This window comes from Streptomyces sp. 840.1 (assembly GCF_003751445.1).
GTDB lineage: Bacteria > Actinomycetota > Actinomycetes > Streptomycetales > Streptomycetaceae > Streptomyces.
Window position 1 is genome coordinate 258,520 of record NZ_RJUU01000002.1, and the last position, 18,256, is coordinate 276,775.

Below are 18,256 nucleotides of genomic sequence, written 5' to 3' on the forward strand. Positions count from 1 at the left end.
GGTTCAAGGCAGCTGAATTTCGGCGGGATTCGCACCGGTCCGGAGGCCGTCGGGCCGCTCGGAAGGCCGGGGGCCATCCGGCCGCCCCGCAGCGGGTGACCGCTTAGCGGACACGCGGCAGAGCGCGCCGGTCGCGGTGGCGGCGGCCGGGAAGAGCACCGTGAACCACTGGAAGTACCAGTGGCCGCCCGCCGGCTCGTACACCGCCGCCCGGGGCCAGGCCAGGTTCACCGTCATGGCGGCCCGTAGAGGAGGGCCAGCGCGTTGACCGGCAGCCCCCAGCGGGGCCCCGCCGTCTGGATGGCCGGCGTGGCCATGGCCACCGCTACCGCCGCGTCGGCGAGCAGCATCCGGCCCACGCCGTCATCGAGGCTGCTGGTCCGCACGTACGAGAGGCCTTCCGTGGCCGGCCGCCCGTCGGTCAGGGCCGGCGCGGCCAGCATGCCGGCGAGAACCAGCAGCCCGCCGAGGCCAGCGCGAGCGAGATCGTCCGGGGGGCGGTGCAGGCGTGAGACGCGGCCGTGTCCGCGCGGGGCCGAACTGCTCACGCCCCCCGGCGGGTTGCCGGGGGGCGTGAGCAGTTCGGCGGTGAGTGACTACTTCGGGGGCATCAGGACCGAGTCGACGATGTAGACCGTCGCGTTGGCGGTCGGGACGTTGCCGCAGACGACCTTCGAGGAGTCGTTCACGGTGTACTCCATGTTGGAGCCCGACGTCGTCAGCTTGCTCTTCTCCAGGGTCTCGAAGGAGCCCTTCTCCAGCTGCTTCGGGGTCAGCTTCTCGCCCACCACGTGGTAGGTGAGCACCTTGGTCAGCTCGGCCTTGTCGGCCAGCAGCTTGTCCAGGTCGGCCTTCGGGACCTTGGCGAAGGCGTCGTTGGTCGGGGCGAACACGGTGATGTTCTGCGCGTTGTTCAGGGTGTCGACCAGCCCGGCCTTCTTCACCGCGGTGACGAGGGTGGAGAGCGCCGGGTTGTGCGACGCGGCCGTGGCGACCGGGTCCTTCGCCATGCCGTCGAAGGAGCCCGAACCGCTCTTCGGTACGGACGCGCAGCCCGGACCGAAGGGCTGGTCCATGTTCATCGAGTCGCCGGCGGAGGCGGATGCGGAGGCCTTGGCGGAGCTGGCGGTGGAGCCGGACGCACTGTCCTTGGAATCGCTGGAACAGGCGGTGAGGGCGAGCGGGAGGACCACTGCCGCGGACACGGCGACGGCGGCACGGCGGATGTGGAGGGCGTTCATGATGTTCTCCTGGGTCGGTCCGGGTGACTGACTGATCACCTGAAGTGATGAAGGGGAAGTGTGTGGGGCCGCGGTCCTGCTTCGCGCCGGAGCCGGGCGGGGCGGCGGGGGTGTCCGCTCAGGACACGTCGACCACCACCGAATGCCAGCCGGTCGCCCCGTTGGGGACCGTGCCGACCCGGTTGCCGGTCTGGGTGACGCCGGTGCGGTCGGTCGCGCGGACCTCCAGGGTGTGGTTGCCGGAGGTGGCCGGCCAGTCCCACACCCACTGCCGCCAGGTGTCGCGGCTGTCCTCGGCCGCCAGCCGCGCGTGGTGCCACGGTCCGCCGTCCACCCGGACCTCGACCCGCGAGATCCCGCGGTGCTGGGCCCAGGCGACCCCGGCGACCGGGATAGTGCCGGGCTTCGGTGAGGCGAACGGGCGGGGGGTGTCGATCCGGGACTCGGTCTTGATGGGCGCCTGCTTGGACCAGGACCGCTTGACCCAGTAGGCGTCGTAGTCGTCGAACGTGGTGAGCTCGATGTCCTTCATCCACTTGCAGGCCGACACGTATCCGTACAGGCCGGGGACGATCATCCGGACCGGGAAGCCGTGGTCGAAGGGGAGCGGCTCACCGTTCATGCCGAGGGCGAGCATCGCGTCGCGTCCGTCCATCACCGTCTCGACCGGGGTGCCGATGGTCATGCCGTCCACCGAACGCGTGATGATCTGGTCGGCGGGGCCGCCGCGCGACGGCGGCTTCACCCCGGCCTCGCGCAGCAGGTCGGCCAGCCGGACGCCGATCCACCGGGCGTTGCCGACATACGGTCCGCCGACCTCGTTGGACACACACGTCATCGTGATGTCGCGCTCGATGATCTCGCGGCGCAGCAGATCCTTGAAGCTGAGCTCCACCGGGCGCTTCACGCCCTTGCCGTGGATCCTCAGCTTCCACTCGTTCGCGTCGATGCGCGGGACGACCAGGGCCGTGTCCACCCGGTAGAAGCTCTTGTTCGGGGTGATGAACGAGCCGAGTCCCCGGATCCGCAGATCGGCGCCCGCCGGTACGGCCGGCGCCGCCGAGACGGGCACGGGCAGCACCAGGTCGTGGCGTGAGGCGGTCGCCCCGGCCTGGACGGCGGAGGTGAGCCGGCGCCCCAGCACACCGGCGCCCGCCGAGGCTGCCGCCGCGGCGCTCGCCGCGATGACGAAGCCCCGCCGGTCGAAGGTGCCGGATGCCGGCGCCCCGCCCCTCCCGCCAGCCGCGGGGGAGGGACCGGGAACCAGGGCGAGCCGTCCGACCAGGAGATAGAGCACCCCTGCGGCCAGTACGGCACCCACCACCGAGGGCAGCGCGTCCGCGGGCCGACCCTCCGGCCGGCCCACCGCGGCGACTGCCCCGACCACACCGAAGACCAGCACGGCGGCCGAGCCGATGAGCCGGTGCCGCAGCGCGAGCACTCCGACCACCACCGCGAAACCGGCCAGCAGAACCAGGATGCCCAGCTCCAGGACCAGCTTGTCGTTGGTGCCGAAATGCCGGACGGCGAAGTCCTTCAGCGCCGGGGGAGTGCGGTCGATGACCGCACTCCCCACCGCCGTGACCGGACCCGCCTCGGGGCGGATCGCCGCCGCCGCCAGCTCGGCGACGGCCAGCGCACTGAACCCGGCGATCAGACCGCTGAGCGCGGCGAGTGCGGCTCGCGCCCAGCGGGACCGCCGGGACCCGTGGGCCCCGTCCTGCGCATCGTTCTGATCTTCGCTCACACCGGGGATTCGGTGCCGGTCGCCCGGCGGATTGGTCCCTCACCCGAATGGATGAGAGCGGATCACGGCCAATCCACGGTGCGACCTGCAACGAATCACACCCGAGAGGCATCCGCAGCTCCTCCGGAAACAGAAGGAGGGGCGAATGGTGCCGGTGCTCGGAGGGAGCGTTATGACAGGGATGCGGCGACGGACAGCCGTGGTGGGCAGCGGGGTGGCGGGACTGACGGCCGCCCACATCCTGCGGACGGCCCACGACGTGACGCTGTTCGAGGCGGACGGCCGGGTGGGCGGCCACGCGCACACCCACGAGCTGCCCGCATCCGACGGCCGTGTGCACCGCGTGGACTCCGGCTTCATCGTGCACAACCGGCGCACCTACCCGCACCTGCTGCGGCTCTTCGCGGAACTCGGCGTCGCCACGCAGGAGTCGGAGATGAGCATGTCCGTGCGGTGCGAGGGCTGCGCCCTGGAGTACGCGGGCGCCCGGGGCGCGGCGGGCCTCCTCGCCCGGCCGGGCGCCGTCCGCAGCCCGGCCTATCTGCGGATGCTGGCCGCGGTGCCCCGCTTCCACCGGGCAGCCCGGCGGCTGCTGGCCGACGGGGAACCGGGCGCGCAGACCCTGACACTGGGCGATTTCGCCGCCCGGGGCCGCTTCTCCCCGTACTTCACGGCACACTTCCTGACCCCGCTCGTCTCCTCGGTCTGGTCCTGCGACCCGGCGACCGCGATGCGGTACCCGGCCCGCTACCTCTTCACCTTCCTCGACCACCACGGGCTGCTCTCGGTCACCGGCTCCCCGGTGTGGCGGACCGTCACCGGCGGATCGGGCGCCTACGTCGACCGGGTCACCAAGGAGCTCGGCGCCGTCCGCACGTCCACCCCGGTACGGGCCGTGCGCCGGCACGCCGACGGGGTGGAGATCACCACCGCGGACGACACCACCGAGGAGTTCGACTCCGTCGTCATCGCCACCCACCCCGACCAGGCACTGCGCATGCTCGCCGACCCCACGGACGAGGAGCGCGACACCCTCGGCGCGTTCCGCTACTCCCGCAACCCCACCCTCCTGCACACCGACACCCGGCTGCTGCCGAGCGCCCGAGGCGCCCGCGCCTCCTGGAACTACCTGATGCCCTCCTGCACCGCGAGCCCCGACCACGTCACCGTCAGCTACGACATGAACCGGCTCCAGCGGCTCGACGCCCCCGAGACCTTCGTCGTCACGCTGAACGGCGCCGACCGCGTCGCCCCCGGCCTGGTCCGCGCCCGCATGGTGTACGAACACCCCGTCTACACCCCGGAGTCGGTGGCGGCGCAGGCCCGGCTGCCCGCCCTGTCCGGACCGCTCACCGCCTACGCGGGGGCGTACCACGGCTGGGGATTCCACGAGGACGGCTGCCGCTCGGGGGCGGAGGCGGCCAGAGCCCTGGGGGTGGACTGGTGAACGCCCTCTACCCCTGCACCATCGCCCATGTACGGTCCGCGCCCGTCACATACGCCTTCCGGCACCGCACCTACCTGTGGCTGATCGACCCGGACGCGCCACCGCCGCTGCCCGCCGCCCTGCGCGTCCTGGCCCGCTTCGACGCGCGCGACCACTTCGCCGGCACGGCCCCGACCATCCGGGAAGGCCTGAGCCGGTTCCTGGCCGCGAACGGCATCGACCTCGCCGACGGAACGGTGCGGATGCTCACCCAGGCCCGGGTGTTCGGCCACGTCTTCAACCCGCTGACCGTCTACTGGTGCCGCCGCGCCGACGGCACCCCGCTCTGCACGGTCGCCGAGGTGCACAACACCTACGGCGAACGGCACTGCTACCTGCTGCACCCGGACCCCGCCGGACGGGCCTCCACGGAGAAGGAGTTCTACGTATCGCCGTTCTTCGGCGTCGACGGCTCCTACCGGATGCGGCTCCCCGAGCCCGGCCCCCGGCTCGAACTGGCGGTGCATCTGGAACGGTCCGGCACCCGGCCCTTCACCGCCACCGTGCGCGGTGTACGACGTCCCGTGACTCCGCGCGTACTGCTCCGGCTGGCGCTGCGCCACCCCTGGTCCACGGCGGTCGTCTCGGCCGCCATCCGGCTGCACGGAATCCGTCTGCTGCTGCGCGGGCTGCCCGTGCGCTCCCGTCCCCGCCACACCACTCAGGAAGGAATGCAGTGAGCGTGTCCACGTCCCACTCCCCGTCGTCCCCGGCCACCTCGCCCCCGGCGGCCGCCCCGCCCCCGGTTTCCCCGCCCCCGGCGCACGCCCCGGACGCCGACCCCGAGCGCTGGCCCGATGTCGCCCGGCCGCCGCGCGCGTCCCGGCTGCGGACCGCCGTCGCCGAACGGCTCGTACGCCACGCCCTGGCCCGGCTCCCCCTCCGCGTCCGGCTCGCCGGACAGGAGAACCTCGGCCTCGGCGGCCCCCTGATGGACATCCGGGACCCCGACGCCTTCTTCCGCCGCATCGGCGTGAACGGCCTGATCGGCTTCGGGGAGTCCTACATGGCGGGCGAGTGGGACTCACCCGACCCGGTGGGCGTACTGACGGTCCTCGCCGGCGAGGTCGCCACCCTCATCCCGCAGCCCCTCCAGCGGCTGCGCGGACTCTGGGCGGGGCGCCGGCCCGCGGAGCAGCTCGGCACCCCCGAAGGCGCCCGGGACAACATCAGCCACCACTACGACCTGTCCAACGAACTCTTCGCCCTCTTCCTCGACGAGACCCTCAGCTACTCCTCCGCCGTCTTCCGCAGCTTCCCCGCGGACGCCGAGGCCCTGCCCGCCGCCCAGCACCGCAAGATCGACCGGCTGCTCGACCTGGCCGGGGTCGGCCCCGGCACCGAACTCCTCGAAATCGGCACCGGCTGGGGAGAACTGGCGATCAGGGCCGCCGCCCGCGGCGCCCGCGTCCTCTCCGTCACGCTCTCCGCCGAACAGCGGGACCTGGCCCGCCGCAGAATCAGCGAGGCCGGATACGGCGACCGGGCCGAGGTCCGGCTCTGCGACTACCGCAGCGTCGAAGGGAGCTACGACGCGGTGGTCAGCGTCGAGATGATCGAGGCGGTCGGCGCGGAGTACTGGCCGGCTTACTTCCGGACCCTGGAGGAGCGGCTGGCCCCCGGCGGCCGGATCGCACTCCAGGCCATCACCATGCCGGACGACCGGATGCGCGCCTCCCGCACCACCTTCACCTGGATCCACAAGTACATCTTCCCCGGCGGGCTCCTGCCGTCCGTCGAGGCCATGGCGGAGGTCACGGCCGAACACACCGGCCTGCGCATCGACCGCTGCGACGACTTCGGCACCCACTACGCCGAGACGCTGCGGCTCTGGCGCGAACGGTTCACCGAGCGGACCGATGAGGTCGACGCACTCGGCTTCGACACGGTCTTCCGCCGCATGTGGACCTTCTACCTGGCCTACTCCGAGGCGGGATTCCGCTCCGGCTACCTCCATGTGCGGCAACTACTGCTGACCCGTCAGGAAACGGCGTGATGACTCTTACCGGCAAGCAGGACAAACAGGCGACGACCGGCGCCGCCCAGCGCATCGAGCCCCTCGTCGAGCAACTGCTCGGCGGCCCGCTCCCCGTCAGGGTGCGGATGTGGGACGGCAGCGAGACCGGCGCCGCCGACGGCCCCCTGGTCCACGTGCGCTCCCGGCGGGCGCTGCGGCGGCTGCTCTGGGCGACGGGCGAACTCGGGCTCGCCGAGGCGTACATCACCGGTGACGTCGACGTCGAGGGGGACCTCGCCGAGGGGCTGCGCGCGATGCGTCTCGCGGTACGCGAGCGCGGACTGCGCGCGCCGCGTCCCGGCGTCGGGGGCCGGCTGCGGGCGGCCGGCACCGCGCTGCGCCTGGGCGCGGTCGGCCCCCGGCCGCCGGTTCCCGCCGCCCGCGCGGGACTTCACGGAGTCCTGCACAGCAAGTCCCGCGACCGGGCCGCGATCAGCCACCACTACGACCTCTCCAACGACTTCTACGCACTCCTCCTCGACGAGACGATGGCCTACTCCTGCGGCTACTGGACCAGTGACGCACCCGGCTACGAAGCCGTCGACGCCCAGCACGACAAGCTCGAACTGATCTGCCGGAAGCTGGACCTGCGCCCCGGGGCGCGGCTGCTCGACATCGGCTGCGGCTGGGGCTCGCTGACCCTGTACGCCGCACAGCGGCACGGAGTCCGCGTCACCGCCGTCACCCTCGCCCGCGAACAGGCCGCCCACGTCCGCGCACAGGTGGCCGAACGGAACCTGGAGGACCTGGTCGAGGTCCGCTGCTGCGACTACCGCGACATCGGCCTGGCCCCGGGCCACGAGGGCGGCTACGACGCGGTGTCCACCATCGAGATGGGCGAGCACGTCGGTGACGCCGAGTACCCCGCCTTCACTGCCACGCTGCACGCCATGGTCCGCCCGCAGGGCCGGGTGCTGGTCCAGCAGATGTCCCGGGGCCGCGACGCCCCGGGCGGCGGCGCGTTCATCGAGTCCTACATCGCCCCCGACATGCACATGCGCCCGCTCGGCGAGACGGTCGCGCTGCTGGAGAGCGCCGGACTCGAGGTACGCGACGTCGAGGCGCTGCGCGAGCACTACGTACTGACGGTCGACGCGTGGCGGCGCACCCTGGAGGGCAACCAGCGGGAGTTCGTGGACCTGGTCGGCGAGGAGACCGTACGGGTGTGGCGGCTCTACCTGGCCGGTGGCGCACTCGCCTTCGAGGAACGGCGGATGGGCGTCGACCAGATCCTCTCCGTACGTCCGCAGGAGACAGGCACGGCCGGGATGCCCGCAACCCGGCGCGGCTGGTGCGCCCCGGCGGCACCGGCTGCCCGGGACGGCGAGAGCGTGGGGGCCACCGGATGAACGGCTTCGGATGGGCGGCGTTCGCACAGGGCCTGGCACCCGGTGCGGGCGCCGCGCTCGCCGTCATGCTCGGCACGTTCGCCGTCGCGCTGCGCAAGGGCATGCACCGCGTCGTGGACGTCGCCTGGGGTCTGGGGTTCACCGCCGTCGCGCTCGTCTCGTACGCCATGTCGGCGGGCGGCGGGGGAGACGGCACCCGGCGGCTGCTGGTCACCGTGCTGACGGCGGTGTGGGGGCTGCGGCTGGCCTGGCACATCGCCCGCCGCGGACGGGGCCACGGGGAGGATCCGCGCTACGAGGCGATGCTGGCCAAGGCGCCCGGCAGCCCCGCGCTGTACGCCCTGCGGAAGGTGTACCTGCTCCAGGGGGCGCTCGTCTGGCTGATCTCGCTGCCGGTGCAGGCGGCCGGGTACGTGCAGGGGCCGGCCGGCGCCCTGGTGTGGGCGGGGACCGCGCTGTGGGCGGTCGGTCTCTGCTTCGAGGCGGTGGGGGACCACCAGCTGGCCCGGTTCAAGGCGGACCCGGCCAACCGGGGGCGGATCATGGACCGGGGGCTGTGGTCCTGGACCCGGCACCCGAACTACTTCGGTGACTTCTGCGTGTGGTGGGGGCTGTTCCTGATGGTCTGCGAGGCACCGCCGGCCGCTGCGGCCACCCTCGTGGCGCCCGTCCTGATGAGCTTCCTGCTCATCGGGGGCAGCGGAAAGGCCCTGCTGGAACGGCATATGGCGGAGCGTCCGGGCTTCGCCGAGTACACCGCCAGGACCAGCGGCTTCTTCCCCCGGCCGCCGCGCGGGAGCTGAGTGCGGAGCCCCGGCGGCGGTGCACTGGACCCCGTACCTCCATCGCCTCCCAACGGCGGAGGTACGGGGCGAGCACCGCGACGTGGTCCCGGCCCGCCGGGACGACCCGACCCGGGCGAGCACGGTGGCCACCGCGTCCGGGGGCGGGACCCGCGCCGCATGGCGGCCGGCGGTCCCGCTCACCACGTGTTCCCGTCGTGGCGCGGCCCATGCGGCCCGTCTCCGGCCGGAACGAAGTGTTCCGGCCGGACCCGGGCCGCCTTCTCAGGCCGGCGGCAGCTTCATCAGCGCCAGCGGGGTGGTGGTCGGCTGCTCGGAGCCGCCCGCCGGCTCGACCGTGACGCCGACACCCGTCGCGTCGTCCACCGGCCCGTCGAGCAGGGTCGCGTAGGTCGTCGACGAGGGCCCGGTCGCCTGCATCAGGCCTGCGGAACGCATCGTGCCGCCGTCGTCGTACCAGAGCTGGTAGGACTTGCCGGCGGGCGCCTCCGCCAGCCCCGAGGCCAGGAACACCGCCCGGTCCTGGCTCCTGGACACCACCACGGTCCCCTTCGCGCCGTCGCTCAGCGTGGCCGAGCCGGTCCGGGCGTCGGGGGCCGAGATGACCTCGGCCAGCTGCTCGCTCCGCTGCTGGGTCGCGCGGGCGTCGGTGCGGGCGTCCTGCGCCTCCTGGTTCTGCCAGACGACAACACCGCCCAGGCCGGCCGCCGCTGCCAGGCACGCGGCCAGCGCGAACTTCGGCCAGCGCCCTGCCCTGGAGGCGATGTTCCGGCTCGCCGCGCCGCCGGAGCGGGCCCGGTGGCCGGTGGACGGCGGCTCCTGGCGGACGGTCGTGATCTCCGTCAGCACCCGCTCGCGCAGATCCCGCGAGGGCGTCGCCGAGACCGCGAGGCCGAGCCGGGTCGCCGTCTCGGACAGCTCCCGTACCTCGACGGAGCAGGCCTCGCAGTCGCCCAGGTGGCGTTCGAACTCCCGGCGTTCGGTCTCCGGGAGCGCGTGCAGGGCGTAGGCCCCGGTCAGTGTGTGAAGTCCGGCGTTGCTCATGCGCTCACCCCGAGGCAGTCGCGCAGCCGGATCAGCCCGTCGCGCAGTCGAGTCTTGATCGTTCCGAGCGGTACCGCCAGCAGTTCGCCCACCTCGCGATAGGTGAGCCCGCGGTAGTACGCCAGTGTGACGGATTCCCGTTGCAGCTCCGAGAGGGTCCGCATGCAGCGGCGGACCTGTTCCCGCTCCAGCCGGCTCTCGACCTGTTCGGTGACGTCGTCGAAGGCGGGGGTGCGGTCGAGCAGCGCCGCCTTGTGCTCGCGGGCCGTCGTCGCCTCCACCGAGCGCACCCGGTCCACGGCGCGGTGATGGGCCAGTGTGAGCACCCAGTTCATCGCGCTGCCCCGGGCCGCCTGGAAGCGGGGCGCGGTGCGCCACACCTCCACCAGCACCTCCTGCGCGACCTCCTCCGACTGGGCGGGGTCGCGCAGGACACTCCTCACCAGCCCGAGCACCGGGCCGCAGACGGCCTCGTACACCTGAGCGAAAGCGTCTTGATCACCTCTGGCGACCATTCCCAGGAGCTCCTGGAGGTCGGGCCCGGCCGAGGCCAGTCCGCTGATGTGCACGGCTTCTTTCACGCGGGCTTCCTCCCGGGACGGTCAACGGTCTCCAGGAGTGATTCGGAGCCGGTGGCGGTGCGGATTGGTCGGGGGCGGGGCAGTGGAAGAAATCCTTCCACGGCGGAATTCCTTCCACGGCCTTCGCGGTACGTCGCGGTTGACGTGTTCTCGGAACTCGCGACACGACACCGGTCAGCCGCGACGCCCTGATGAACGCCAACGTGGTGCAGAACGGCACCGGCACCTTCCTGCTGCCGCTGACCTTGCGCTCGTACCGGAAGTCGGTCCGACCCGGCGGCCGCGCCACTGGACAGCCCTGTCGTGACCGGCCAGGCCGGTCATGACACGAGCTCCTTCTCGACGGCGGGGGAGCGGGACTGCTGTGCGGTGGCCGGCCGCAGGGACGCGTACGTGCCCGCCGCGGTGGCCGCCAGGACAGCGGCGGCCGCGGTGAGCGTCGCCCCGTCCGGACGGATCAGCGGCTGGCCGCGCAGCGCCTGCCACGTGACCAGGGCGACCACCGCGCCGTAGGCGCCGGACGCGACCAGCACCAGGCGCAGCCGGACCCGGGCGTCGCGGAGCCGGGCGGAGCGCGGTGCGAGTGCGACCAGGGCGAGCAGGAACAGCGGCAGCATCTGGAGCGCGTGCATCCCCACGAAGTGCGGGATACGCAGGTCGCCGCCGGTCGTCGACCAGCCGGTGAGCGGCATCGACGGTCCCCCGTCCGGCACGCCGACCGAGTGGGCCCCGATCACCTCGGCCGTGTCGAGGTTCCCGGCGGCCCGCTGGCGGGGCGTGGGCCGGGTCATCAGGAAGCCGAACCCGGCGCCCACCAGGGCCAGCGACACTCCCGAGCGGATCGCCCAGGCGGCGGCGCGGTCGGGTATTCGGGCGCGCAGCAGCAGGATCGCGATGACCAGGGTTCCGGTCCAGAGGACGACCACGGTGACGGCCATCGCGTTGAACAGCGACTCGTCGAACGGTGTGGCGTGGTTGAAGTGACTGCGCTTACCCCGGATCACCTGGCCGGTGATGATCGCCATCTCGACCGCGCCCGAGAGCGCCACCACCGTCCCGGCCCACCAGCCGGTGCGCCGGCCCCGGGTGAGCAGCGTCAGCATCCAGGCGAGCGTGAGGTCGTACGCCACGAACGAGACCGCGAACTTGAACGGTTTGAGCCAGATCGCCGCGCCCGCGAGTACCCGGTCGTCGACCAGCAGGCCCACCCCGGAGACCACCGACAGCACGGCCATCGCAGCGGCGAGGACGACTAACGGGCGGTGCCATGTTCGCCATTGAGGCATGAGTTCTCCCAGGGGTGACGCAGGAATGAATATGGATAGCGGCACTCGCCGCTATCTGATAGTCGAACTATCTATGATGGGCGCGAGGCTTGGCAAGCACGAAGAGGGAGAGCGCTCGGTGCGCATCGGAGAGTTGAGCCGCAGGTCCGGGGTGCCGGTACCGACGATCAAGTTCTACGTACGGGAGGGGCTGCTGCCCGCCGGGCAGCTGACCAGCCCCAACCAGGCGAGTTACGACGCCGGTCACGAGCGCCGGCTGCGGCTGATCCGCGCCCTGCTGGACGTCGGCGGGCTCCCGCTGTCGGCCATCGGTGACGTGTTCCGGGTGATGGAGGATCAGGACCGGCCCCTGCACGACGTGCTGGGCATCGCGGCGAAGCGCATGACCGCCCCCGTGGACGACGAGCCGGGGGCCGAACTGGAGGAGGCCCGCGAGGACGTGGCCGATCTCCTGCGGCGGCGCGGCTGGCGGGCCGAGGCGCGCAGCCCCGGCGGGGAGTCACTGGCCGGGGTGCTGGTGGCGCTGCGCCGGGCGGGCCACGGGGGTTTCGTCGACCTGCTCGACGAGTACGCGGACGCCGCCGAACGGGTCGGCCGGGCCGACCTCGGCTATGTGGCCGAGCACGTGGCGCGCGAGGACCTGGTGGAGAGCGTGGTCGTCGGCACGGTGCTGGGCGAGGTGATGTTCAGCGCGCTGCGGCGGCTCGCGCACGTGGACGCGTCCGCGCGGGCGTACGAGCGGGGCGGTGGGGGAGCGGCGGACGCGGACGGCGCGTGAAGGGGCACGCATGACGGTGCCCCGGTCCGTGGACCGGGGCACCGCCGAACGGGGCTGCGCGCAGCGTCCTACGCGGCGCTCTCCTCGCGTTCCACCTGTGCGTTCCACTCGCGCTTGACCGAGCGCCAGGCATCGTCGTTCTGGCCGAGGCGCCAGTAGCCGGAGATCGACAGCTGGGGCAGCGGGATGCCTCGGTCCAGCCGCAGGTGGCGGCGGATGTCCTTGACGAAGCCGGCCTCGCCGTGGACGAACGCCTGCACCTCGCCCGCCGGGAAGTCCAGTTCCTTCACGGCGGCGGTCAGCGCCTCACCGACCGGGCGCTCGCCCCGGTGCAGCCAGGTGACCTCGGCGCCGTCCGGAGTGGCGATCTTCTGCTCCTCCGTGGCATCCGAGACCTCGATGAAGGCGCGCACCACCGCGTCCGCGGGCATCTGCTCCAGCGCCGCGGCGATCGCCGGCAGCGCGCTCTCGTCGCCCGCCAGGAGGTGCCAGCCGGCCGAGGCGTCCGGGCCGTAACCGCCGCCCGGCCCCAGGAAGGTCACCTGGTCGCCTGCCTCGGCGCGGGCCGCCCATGGACCCGCGAGGCCCTCGTCGCCGTGCACCACGAAGTCGATGGCCAGTTCACGGGTGGCCGGGTCCCAGGAGCGCACCGTGTACGTGCGGGTGGTGGGCCACAGTTCGCGCGGGAACTCCTCGCGGATGCGGGCCATGTCGAAGGGGTGCGCGTAGTCCGCGCCCTCGGGGGCGAAGCAGAGCTTGACGTAGTGGTCGCTGTATCCGGAGAGCGTGAAATCGGCGAGACCGTCACCGCCGAGCACCACCCGGATCATGTGCGGGGTGATCTGCTCGGTGCGCAGGACCTGCGCACCCTGCGCCGTGGGGGCCTGCCGCGCCGGTCGTTCTGCCACGAGGTTCTCTCCCTGTCCGGGGCCGGTCAGGTACCAGCCGCCCTTAGGGTTACCTAACTTAACACCTCGCTCCCGAAGTGTCCTCAGTTCTGAAGCGTGAAGAGCAGCCGCTGCAGTGCGCCGCCCAGCCCCCACTGCCGCGCGAGCGCTTCGAGGGCCGCCGGGTCGCGCGGCCCTGCGGGCAGCGCGGGGTCGAACTCCGGGAGCGGTACGTCGCCGGAGACCCGGACCACCGTCGGCGCGACGGCCACATAGTCGCGGGCCTCGTCGAGCCGCTTGCGCTGCGAGGGTGTCAGCTTCGCGGCCGGGTCGTCCACCGCCGCCATGATTCCGGCGAGGTCGCCGAAGGCGTCCAGCAGCTTGGCCGCCGTCTTCTCGCCGATCCCGGGCACGCCGGGCAGCCCGTCGCTCGGGTCGCCGCGCAGCAGGGCCAGGTCGACATAGCCGGAGCCGTCCACCCCGTACCTCTCACGCAGCCAGGCCTCGTCCGTCACCTGGAGCGAGCCGACGCCCTTCAGCGGGTAGAGCACCCGCACCCCGCGGGCGTCGTCCACCAGCTGGTAGAGGTCGCGGTCGCCCGTGACGATGTCCACCGGGCCGGTCGCCAGGCCGGTCAGCGTGCCGATCACGTCGTCCGCCTCGTACCCTGCGGCGCCGACCCGGGCGATGCCCAGGGCGTCGAGCACGTCCTCGATGACCGGCACCTGCGGGGCCAGCGTGTCGGGGGTCTCCTCCTCGTCGGGCAGTCCCGTGCCGGTCTCCACCGCGACCCGGTGCGCCTTGTACGAGGGGATCAGGTCGACCCGCCACTGCGGCCGCCAGTCCGCGTCCCAGCAGGCGACCAGATCGTCGGGCCGGTGGTCCTGCACCAGCCGGGCGATGAAGTCGAGCAGTCCGCGCACGGCGTTGACCGGAGTGCCGTCCGGCGCGCGCACCGAGTCGGGGACTCCGAAGTAGGCGCGGTAGTAGAGGGAGGCGGTGTCGAGGAGCATCAGGCGTCGCGTCACCCCCTGATGATGCCGCACCCCACCGACAGTGGCCGCCGGGGACGCGGTTCCCGTTCGGCGGCCACTTCTGTGTGAGCTGGGTCACTCTCGTGTTTGCGTTGTGTAAGTGGGGGCAGGCGCGGCATTGGAGCGGACCACGTCGCATTTTCAACTAGTGCACGTGCCATGCGGACAGAAGCCGCGCGCTCCACGGTCTGCCGGAGGGGGTGGCAGACCGTTTCGGTTCAACGCGTGAGGTGTATGTGTCAAGGCTGCAAGCCGAACACTTGTACAAAGTTTTCGGCAGACGACCCGATCAAGCCGTGCGGAAGCTCGAGGGCGGCTCAAGCCGTGACGAGTTGCGCGCCGAGGGAACGACCGCAGCGGTGATCGACGCATCGTTCACCGTGGAGCCGGGACAGATCTTCGTTGTGATGGGTCTGTCCGGGTCCGGCAAGTCCACCTTGCTGCGCATGCTCAACGGCCTGCTGGAGCCCACCGCGGGGAAGGTGCTGTTCGACGGCCAGGACCTGACCGCCCTGACTCCCGCCGAACTCCGCCATGTCCGGTCCACCAAGATCAGCATGGTGTTCCAGCACTTCGCCCTCTTCCCGCACCGCAGCGTGCTGGAGAACGCCGGTTACGGCCTGGAGGTACAGGGCGTACCGCGTGACGAGCGCAACCGGCGCGCCACGGAGGCCCTGGAGATGACCGGCCTGGCGGGCTGGGAGAACTCCTGGCCCGACGAGCTCTCCGGCGGTATGCAGCAGCGTGTCGGCCTGGCCCGCGCCCTGGCCACCGACGCCGACCTGCTCCTCATGGACGAGTCCTTCAGCGCACTCGACCCGCTGATCCGCCGCGACATGCAGGACCAGCTCCTGGAACTGCAGAAGCGGCTGAAGAAGACCATCGTCTTCATCACCCACGACCTCAACGAGGCCATGCGCCTCGGTGACCGCATCGCCGTGATGCGCGACGGGGAGATAGTCCAGCTCGGCACCGCCGAGGACATCCTCGTCACCCCGGCCAACGACTACGTCGCCTCCTTCACCCAGGACGTCGACCGGTCCCGGGTGCTGACCGCGGGCGCGATCATGGCCGAGACGGACACCGTCATAGGCACCAAGACCGACGCGGGCAAGGAACTCCGTACCCCGGAGGACATCCTGCGGGAGGCTCCGGCCACCGTCACGGAGGGCACCCCGATCATCGAGCTGTTCACGCCCTGTTCGCAGAGCGGTGTCGCGGTCGCCGTGACCGACGACAAGGGCAAGCTCGTCGGCGTCGTGCCCCGGGCCCGGCTGCTGGCCGTGCTCGGTGAGCCGATGACCCCCGCCGAGGCTCCCCAGGACGCCGCGGCCTCGCTGAAGAAGGTGGCCAGTGTTTAGGCTCCACCTCGGCGACTGGGTCGACTCCGCCGTCGACTGGCTCCAGACCCACCTGGCCTGGCTCTTCGACGCCATCAGCTCCATAGTCAGCGGAATGTTCGACGGCATAGCCGCCGTGCTCTCCGCCCCCGCACCCCTGCTCTTCGCGGGCATCGTCGCCGTCATCGCCTGGTGGCTGCGCGGTCTGCTCGCCGGTGTGCTCGCGTTCGTCGGCTTCGCCCTCATCGACTCGGTCGAGCTGTGGGACGAAGCGATGGACACGCTCACCCTGGTACTCGTCGCGACGATCGTGACGCTGGTACTGGCCGTCCCGCTCGGTATCTGGGCCTCGCGCTCAAAGACCGTCAGCGCGGTGACCAGGCCGGTCCTGGACTTCATGCAGACCATGCCCGCCATGGTCTACCTGATCCCCGGCGTCATCTTCTTCGGCGTCGGCGTCGTCCCCGGCATCATCGCCACCATCATCTTCGCGCTGCCCCCGGGCGTCCGGATGACCGAGCTCGGCATCCGCCAGGTCGACGGTGAACTCGTCGAGGCCGCCGAGGCCTTCGGTACCACCTCGCGCAACACCCTGCTGCGGGTGCAGTTGCCGCTCGCGCTGCCCACGATCATGGCGGGCATCAACCAGGTCATCATGCTGGGCCTGTCCATGGTGGTCATCGCCGGCATGGTCGGCGGCGGCGGCCTCGGTGGCTCCGTCTACCGCGCCATCGGCAACGTCGACGTCGGCCTCGGCTTCGAGGCCGGTATCTCCATCGTCATCCTGGCGATGTACCTGGACCGGATGACCAGCGCGCTGGGCCGCGAGGTCTCCCCGCTGGCCCGCCGCGCGCTCGCCAAGGCGCAGGCCGTGGCCGGTGGACTGAAGGTGTGGAACTACCGCCCGCAGCCCGTCGTCGCCGTGGCCGGCATCGTCGTCCTGGCGCTCGTCGCCGGGAGCATGAGCCTGTTCGGCGGCTCCTCGGACTCGGACAACACCGCCGAGGGCGACCCGAAGAACGTCGGCGCCGGCAAGACCATCAGCATGGGTTACATCCCGTGGGACGAGGGAATCGCCTCCACCTTCCTCTGGAAGGAGCTGCTGGAGCAGCGCGGCTTCAAGGTCGACGCCAAGCAGTACGAGGCCGGCGCGCTGTACACCGGTATGGCCAACGGCCAGATCGACTTCGAGACCGACTCCTGGCTGCCGGTCACCCACGCCGCGTACTGGAAGAAGTACAAGGACCGCCTGGACGACATGGGCTCCTGGTTCGGACCCACCACGCTGGAACTGGCCGTCCCTTCGTACGTGAAGGACGTCAAGACCCTGGACGACCTCAAGGGCAAGGGCTCGAAGTTCAAGGGCCGCGTCGTGGGCATCGAGCCGAGCGCCGGTGAGACGGGCCTGCTCAAGGACAAGATCCTGCCGGGCTACGGCCTGGACAAGGAGTACAAGGTCGTCGACGGCTCCACGCCGTCCATGCTGGCCGAGCTGAAGCGCGCGTACGCCAAGAAGGACCCCATCGTGGTTCCGCTCTGGTCGCCGCACTGGGCGTACAACCAGTACGACCTGACCAAGCTCAAGGACACCAAGAACCTCTGGGGCAAGGGCGACGGCATCCACACGCTGAGCCGCAAGGGCTTCTCCGACGAGAACCCCGAGGTCGGCAAGTGGCTGAAGAACTTCAAGATGACCGAGGACCAGCTCACCAGTCTTGAGGCGCAGATCCAGAAGAGCGGATCCGGCAAGGAGCAGGAAGCCGTCCGCACCTGGCTGAAGGCCAACCCGGGATTCGCCGACAAGGCGGCCCCGGTCGCGAAGGCCGCCACCTCCAAGGGCGCCAACGGCAAGGACGAGCGCGAGCGCGCCGTCGAGATGGCCTGGTTCCCGTGGGAGGAGGACATCGCCGCCACGTACCTGTGGAAGGCCGTCCTGGAGGACCGCGGTTACAAGATCAACCTCAAGCAGTTCGAGGTCGGCCCGATGTACACCGCGATGTCCCGCGGCCAGATCGACGTGCAGTTCGACGGCTGGCTCCCGTACACCCAGAAGAACTACTGGGACAAGTACGGTTCGAAGCTCACGGACATCGGCTCGTGGTACGGCCCCACCTCGATCGAGGTCGCGGTGCCCGACTACGTGAAGGGCGTCAAGTCCCTGGCGGACCTCAAGGGCAAGAGCGACGAGTTCAAGGGCCGGATCGTCGGCATCGAGCCGGGTACCGCCACGATGGAGAACCTCAAGAAGAACGTGCTGCCGAAGTACGGCCTCGACAAGGAGTACAAGGTCGTCGACTCCTCGACGCCCGGCATGCTGGCCGAGCTGAAGCGCGCGTACGCCAAGAAGGAGCCCATCGCCGTACTCCTGTGGACCCCGCACTGGGCCTACAACGAGTACAAGATGACCAAGCTCCAGGACCCGCAGAAGGCGTTCGGCGAGGGAGACCGGCTGCACACCATCGGTTCCAAGGACTTCCCGAAGAACTACCCGCAGCTGACCAAGTGGTTCAAGAACTTCAAGCTGAGCGAGGACCAGCTCGGCGGCCTGGAGAACGAGATCCAGAAGCAGGGCACGGGGCACGAGGAGGAAGCCGTGAAGGCCTGGATGGACAAGAATCCGGGCATCGCGGACAAGATGGCTCCGCAGCAGTAACCCCGTCGCG

The 18,256-nt window shown here is 71.3% G+C and carries 15 protein-coding genes and 1 pseudogene; 8 read left to right on the top strand and 8 right to left on the bottom strand.

Features of this window, described 5'->3' with window-relative positions; translation table 11 throughout:
- Positions 1-3: 3 nt before the first annotated feature.
- The 3 genes and pseudogenes from EDD93_RS27425 to EDD93_RS27435 form a co-directional block, all read right to left on the bottom strand.
- Positions 4-485 (bottom strand): annotated as a pseudogene (locus tag EDD93_RS27425) (hypothetical protein); the annotation flags it as partial.
- A gap of 111 nt (positions 486-596) precedes the next feature.
- The gene (locus EDD93_RS27430) at positions 597-1,241 is read right to left on the bottom strand and encodes a fasciclin domain-containing protein (protein ID WP_123528181.1); all 645 of its coding nucleotides are present in this window, start codon (positions 1,239-1,241) and stop codon (positions 597-599) included.
- Positions 1,242-1,359: 118 nt separating this feature from the next.
- Positions 1,360-2,898: a molybdopterin-dependent oxidoreductase gene (locus EDD93_RS27435; protein WP_123529384.1), complete on the bottom strand. Its 1,539-nt coding sequence runs from the start codon at positions 2,896-2,898 to the stop codon at positions 1,360-1,362.
- 262 nt (positions 2,899-3,160) lie between these two features.
- Between EDD93_RS27435 and EDD93_RS27440 the strand changes: the two genes are divergently transcribed.
- From EDD93_RS27440 to EDD93_RS27460, 5 genes are read left to right on the top strand one after another with little or no spacing between them, the layout of a single operon-like run.
- On the top strand, positions 3,161-4,435 hold the full coding sequence (locus EDD93_RS27440; protein WP_123528182.1) for an NAD(P)/FAD-dependent oxidoreductase: 1,275 nt from the start codon (positions 3,161-3,163) through the stop codon (positions 4,433-4,435).
- Complete coding sequence (locus EDD93_RS27445) at positions 4,429-5,154, top strand: DUF1365 domain-containing protein (RefSeq protein WP_123529388.1); 726 nt, start codon at positions 4,429-4,431, stop codon at positions 5,152-5,154. The genes EDD93_RS27440 and EDD93_RS27445 overlap by 7 nt, the downstream gene beginning before the upstream one ends.
- 2 nt (positions 5,155-5,156) lie before the next feature.
- The gene (locus tag EDD93_RS27450) at positions 5,157-6,470 is read left to right on the top strand and encodes a class I SAM-dependent methyltransferase (RefSeq protein ID WP_123529386.1); all 1,314 of its coding nucleotides are present in this window, start codon (positions 5,157-5,159) and stop codon (positions 6,468-6,470) included.
- Positions 6,470-7,840, top strand: coding sequence for a cyclopropane-fatty-acyl-phospholipid synthase family protein (locus tag EDD93_RS27455; RefSeq protein ID WP_123528183.1), 1,371 nt, complete (start codon positions 6,470-6,472; stop codon positions 7,838-7,840). Before EDD93_RS27450 ends, EDD93_RS27455 begins: the two co-directional genes overlap by 1 nt.
- Positions 7,837-8,643: a DUF1295 domain-containing protein gene (locus EDD93_RS27460; RefSeq protein ID WP_123529390.1), complete on the top strand. Its 807-nt coding sequence runs from the start codon at positions 7,837-7,839 to the stop codon at positions 8,641-8,643. Before EDD93_RS27455 ends, EDD93_RS27460 begins: the two co-directional genes overlap by 4 nt.
- Before the next feature lie 264 nt (positions 8,644-8,907).
- Here the strand turns inward: EDD93_RS27460 and EDD93_RS27465 are convergent, their stop codons facing one another.
- From EDD93_RS27465 to EDD93_RS27475, 3 genes are all read right to left on the bottom strand, one after another.
- A complete protein-coding gene (locus EDD93_RS27465; protein ID WP_123528184.1) occupies positions 8,908-9,687 on the bottom strand; it encodes an anti-sigma factor domain-containing protein in 780 nt (259 codons plus the stop codon).
- The gene (locus tag EDD93_RS27470) at positions 9,684-10,268 is read right to left on the bottom strand and encodes a sigma-70 family RNA polymerase sigma factor (protein ID WP_073737408.1); all 585 of its coding nucleotides are present in this window, start codon (positions 10,266-10,268) and stop codon (positions 9,684-9,686) included. The genes EDD93_RS27465 and EDD93_RS27470 overlap by 4 nt, the downstream gene beginning before the upstream one ends.
- A 320-nt stretch (positions 10,269-10,588) precedes the next feature.
- A complete protein-coding gene (locus EDD93_RS27475) occupies positions 10,589-11,503 on the bottom strand; it encodes a hypothetical protein (protein ID WP_185092545.1) in 915 nt (304 codons plus the stop codon).
- A gap of 169 nt (positions 11,504-11,672) precedes the next feature.
- Between EDD93_RS27475 and EDD93_RS27480 the strand changes: the two genes are divergently transcribed.
- Positions 11,673-12,332 (top strand): MerR family transcriptional regulator, encoded by a 660-nt coding sequence (locus EDD93_RS27480; protein ID WP_123528186.1) that lies wholly within the window; start codon positions 11,673-11,675, stop codon positions 12,330-12,332.
- Positions 12,333-12,400: 68 nt separating this feature from the next.
- Here EDD93_RS27480 and EDD93_RS27485 read toward each other — a convergent pair whose 3' ends face one another.
- Positions 12,401-13,240, bottom strand: a complete 840-nt coding sequence (locus tag EDD93_RS27485; protein ID WP_123528187.1) for a siderophore-interacting protein — start codon at positions 13,238-13,240, stop codon at positions 12,401-12,403.
- 83 nt (positions 13,241-13,323) lie between these two features.
- Positions 13,324-14,232: a 5'-3' exonuclease gene (locus EDD93_RS27490; RefSeq protein WP_123528188.1), complete on the bottom strand. Its 909-nt coding sequence runs from the start codon at positions 14,230-14,232 to the stop codon at positions 13,324-13,326.
- Between the two features lie 317 nt (positions 14,233-14,549).
- Between EDD93_RS27490 and EDD93_RS27495 the strand changes: the two genes are divergently transcribed.
- On the top strand, positions 14,550-15,614 hold the full coding sequence (locus tag EDD93_RS27495) for a glycine betaine/L-proline ABC transporter ATP-binding protein (protein ID WP_123528189.1): 1,065 nt from the start codon (positions 14,550-14,552) through the stop codon (positions 15,612-15,614).
- The gene (locus tag EDD93_RS27500; protein WP_123528190.1) at positions 15,607-18,246 is read left to right on the top strand and encodes an ABC transporter permease/substrate binding protein; all 2,640 of its coding nucleotides are present in this window, start codon (positions 15,607-15,609) and stop codon (positions 18,244-18,246) included. The genes EDD93_RS27495 and EDD93_RS27500 overlap by 8 nt, the downstream gene beginning before the upstream one ends.
- The last annotated feature ends 10 nt before the right edge of the window (positions 18,247-18,256 follow it).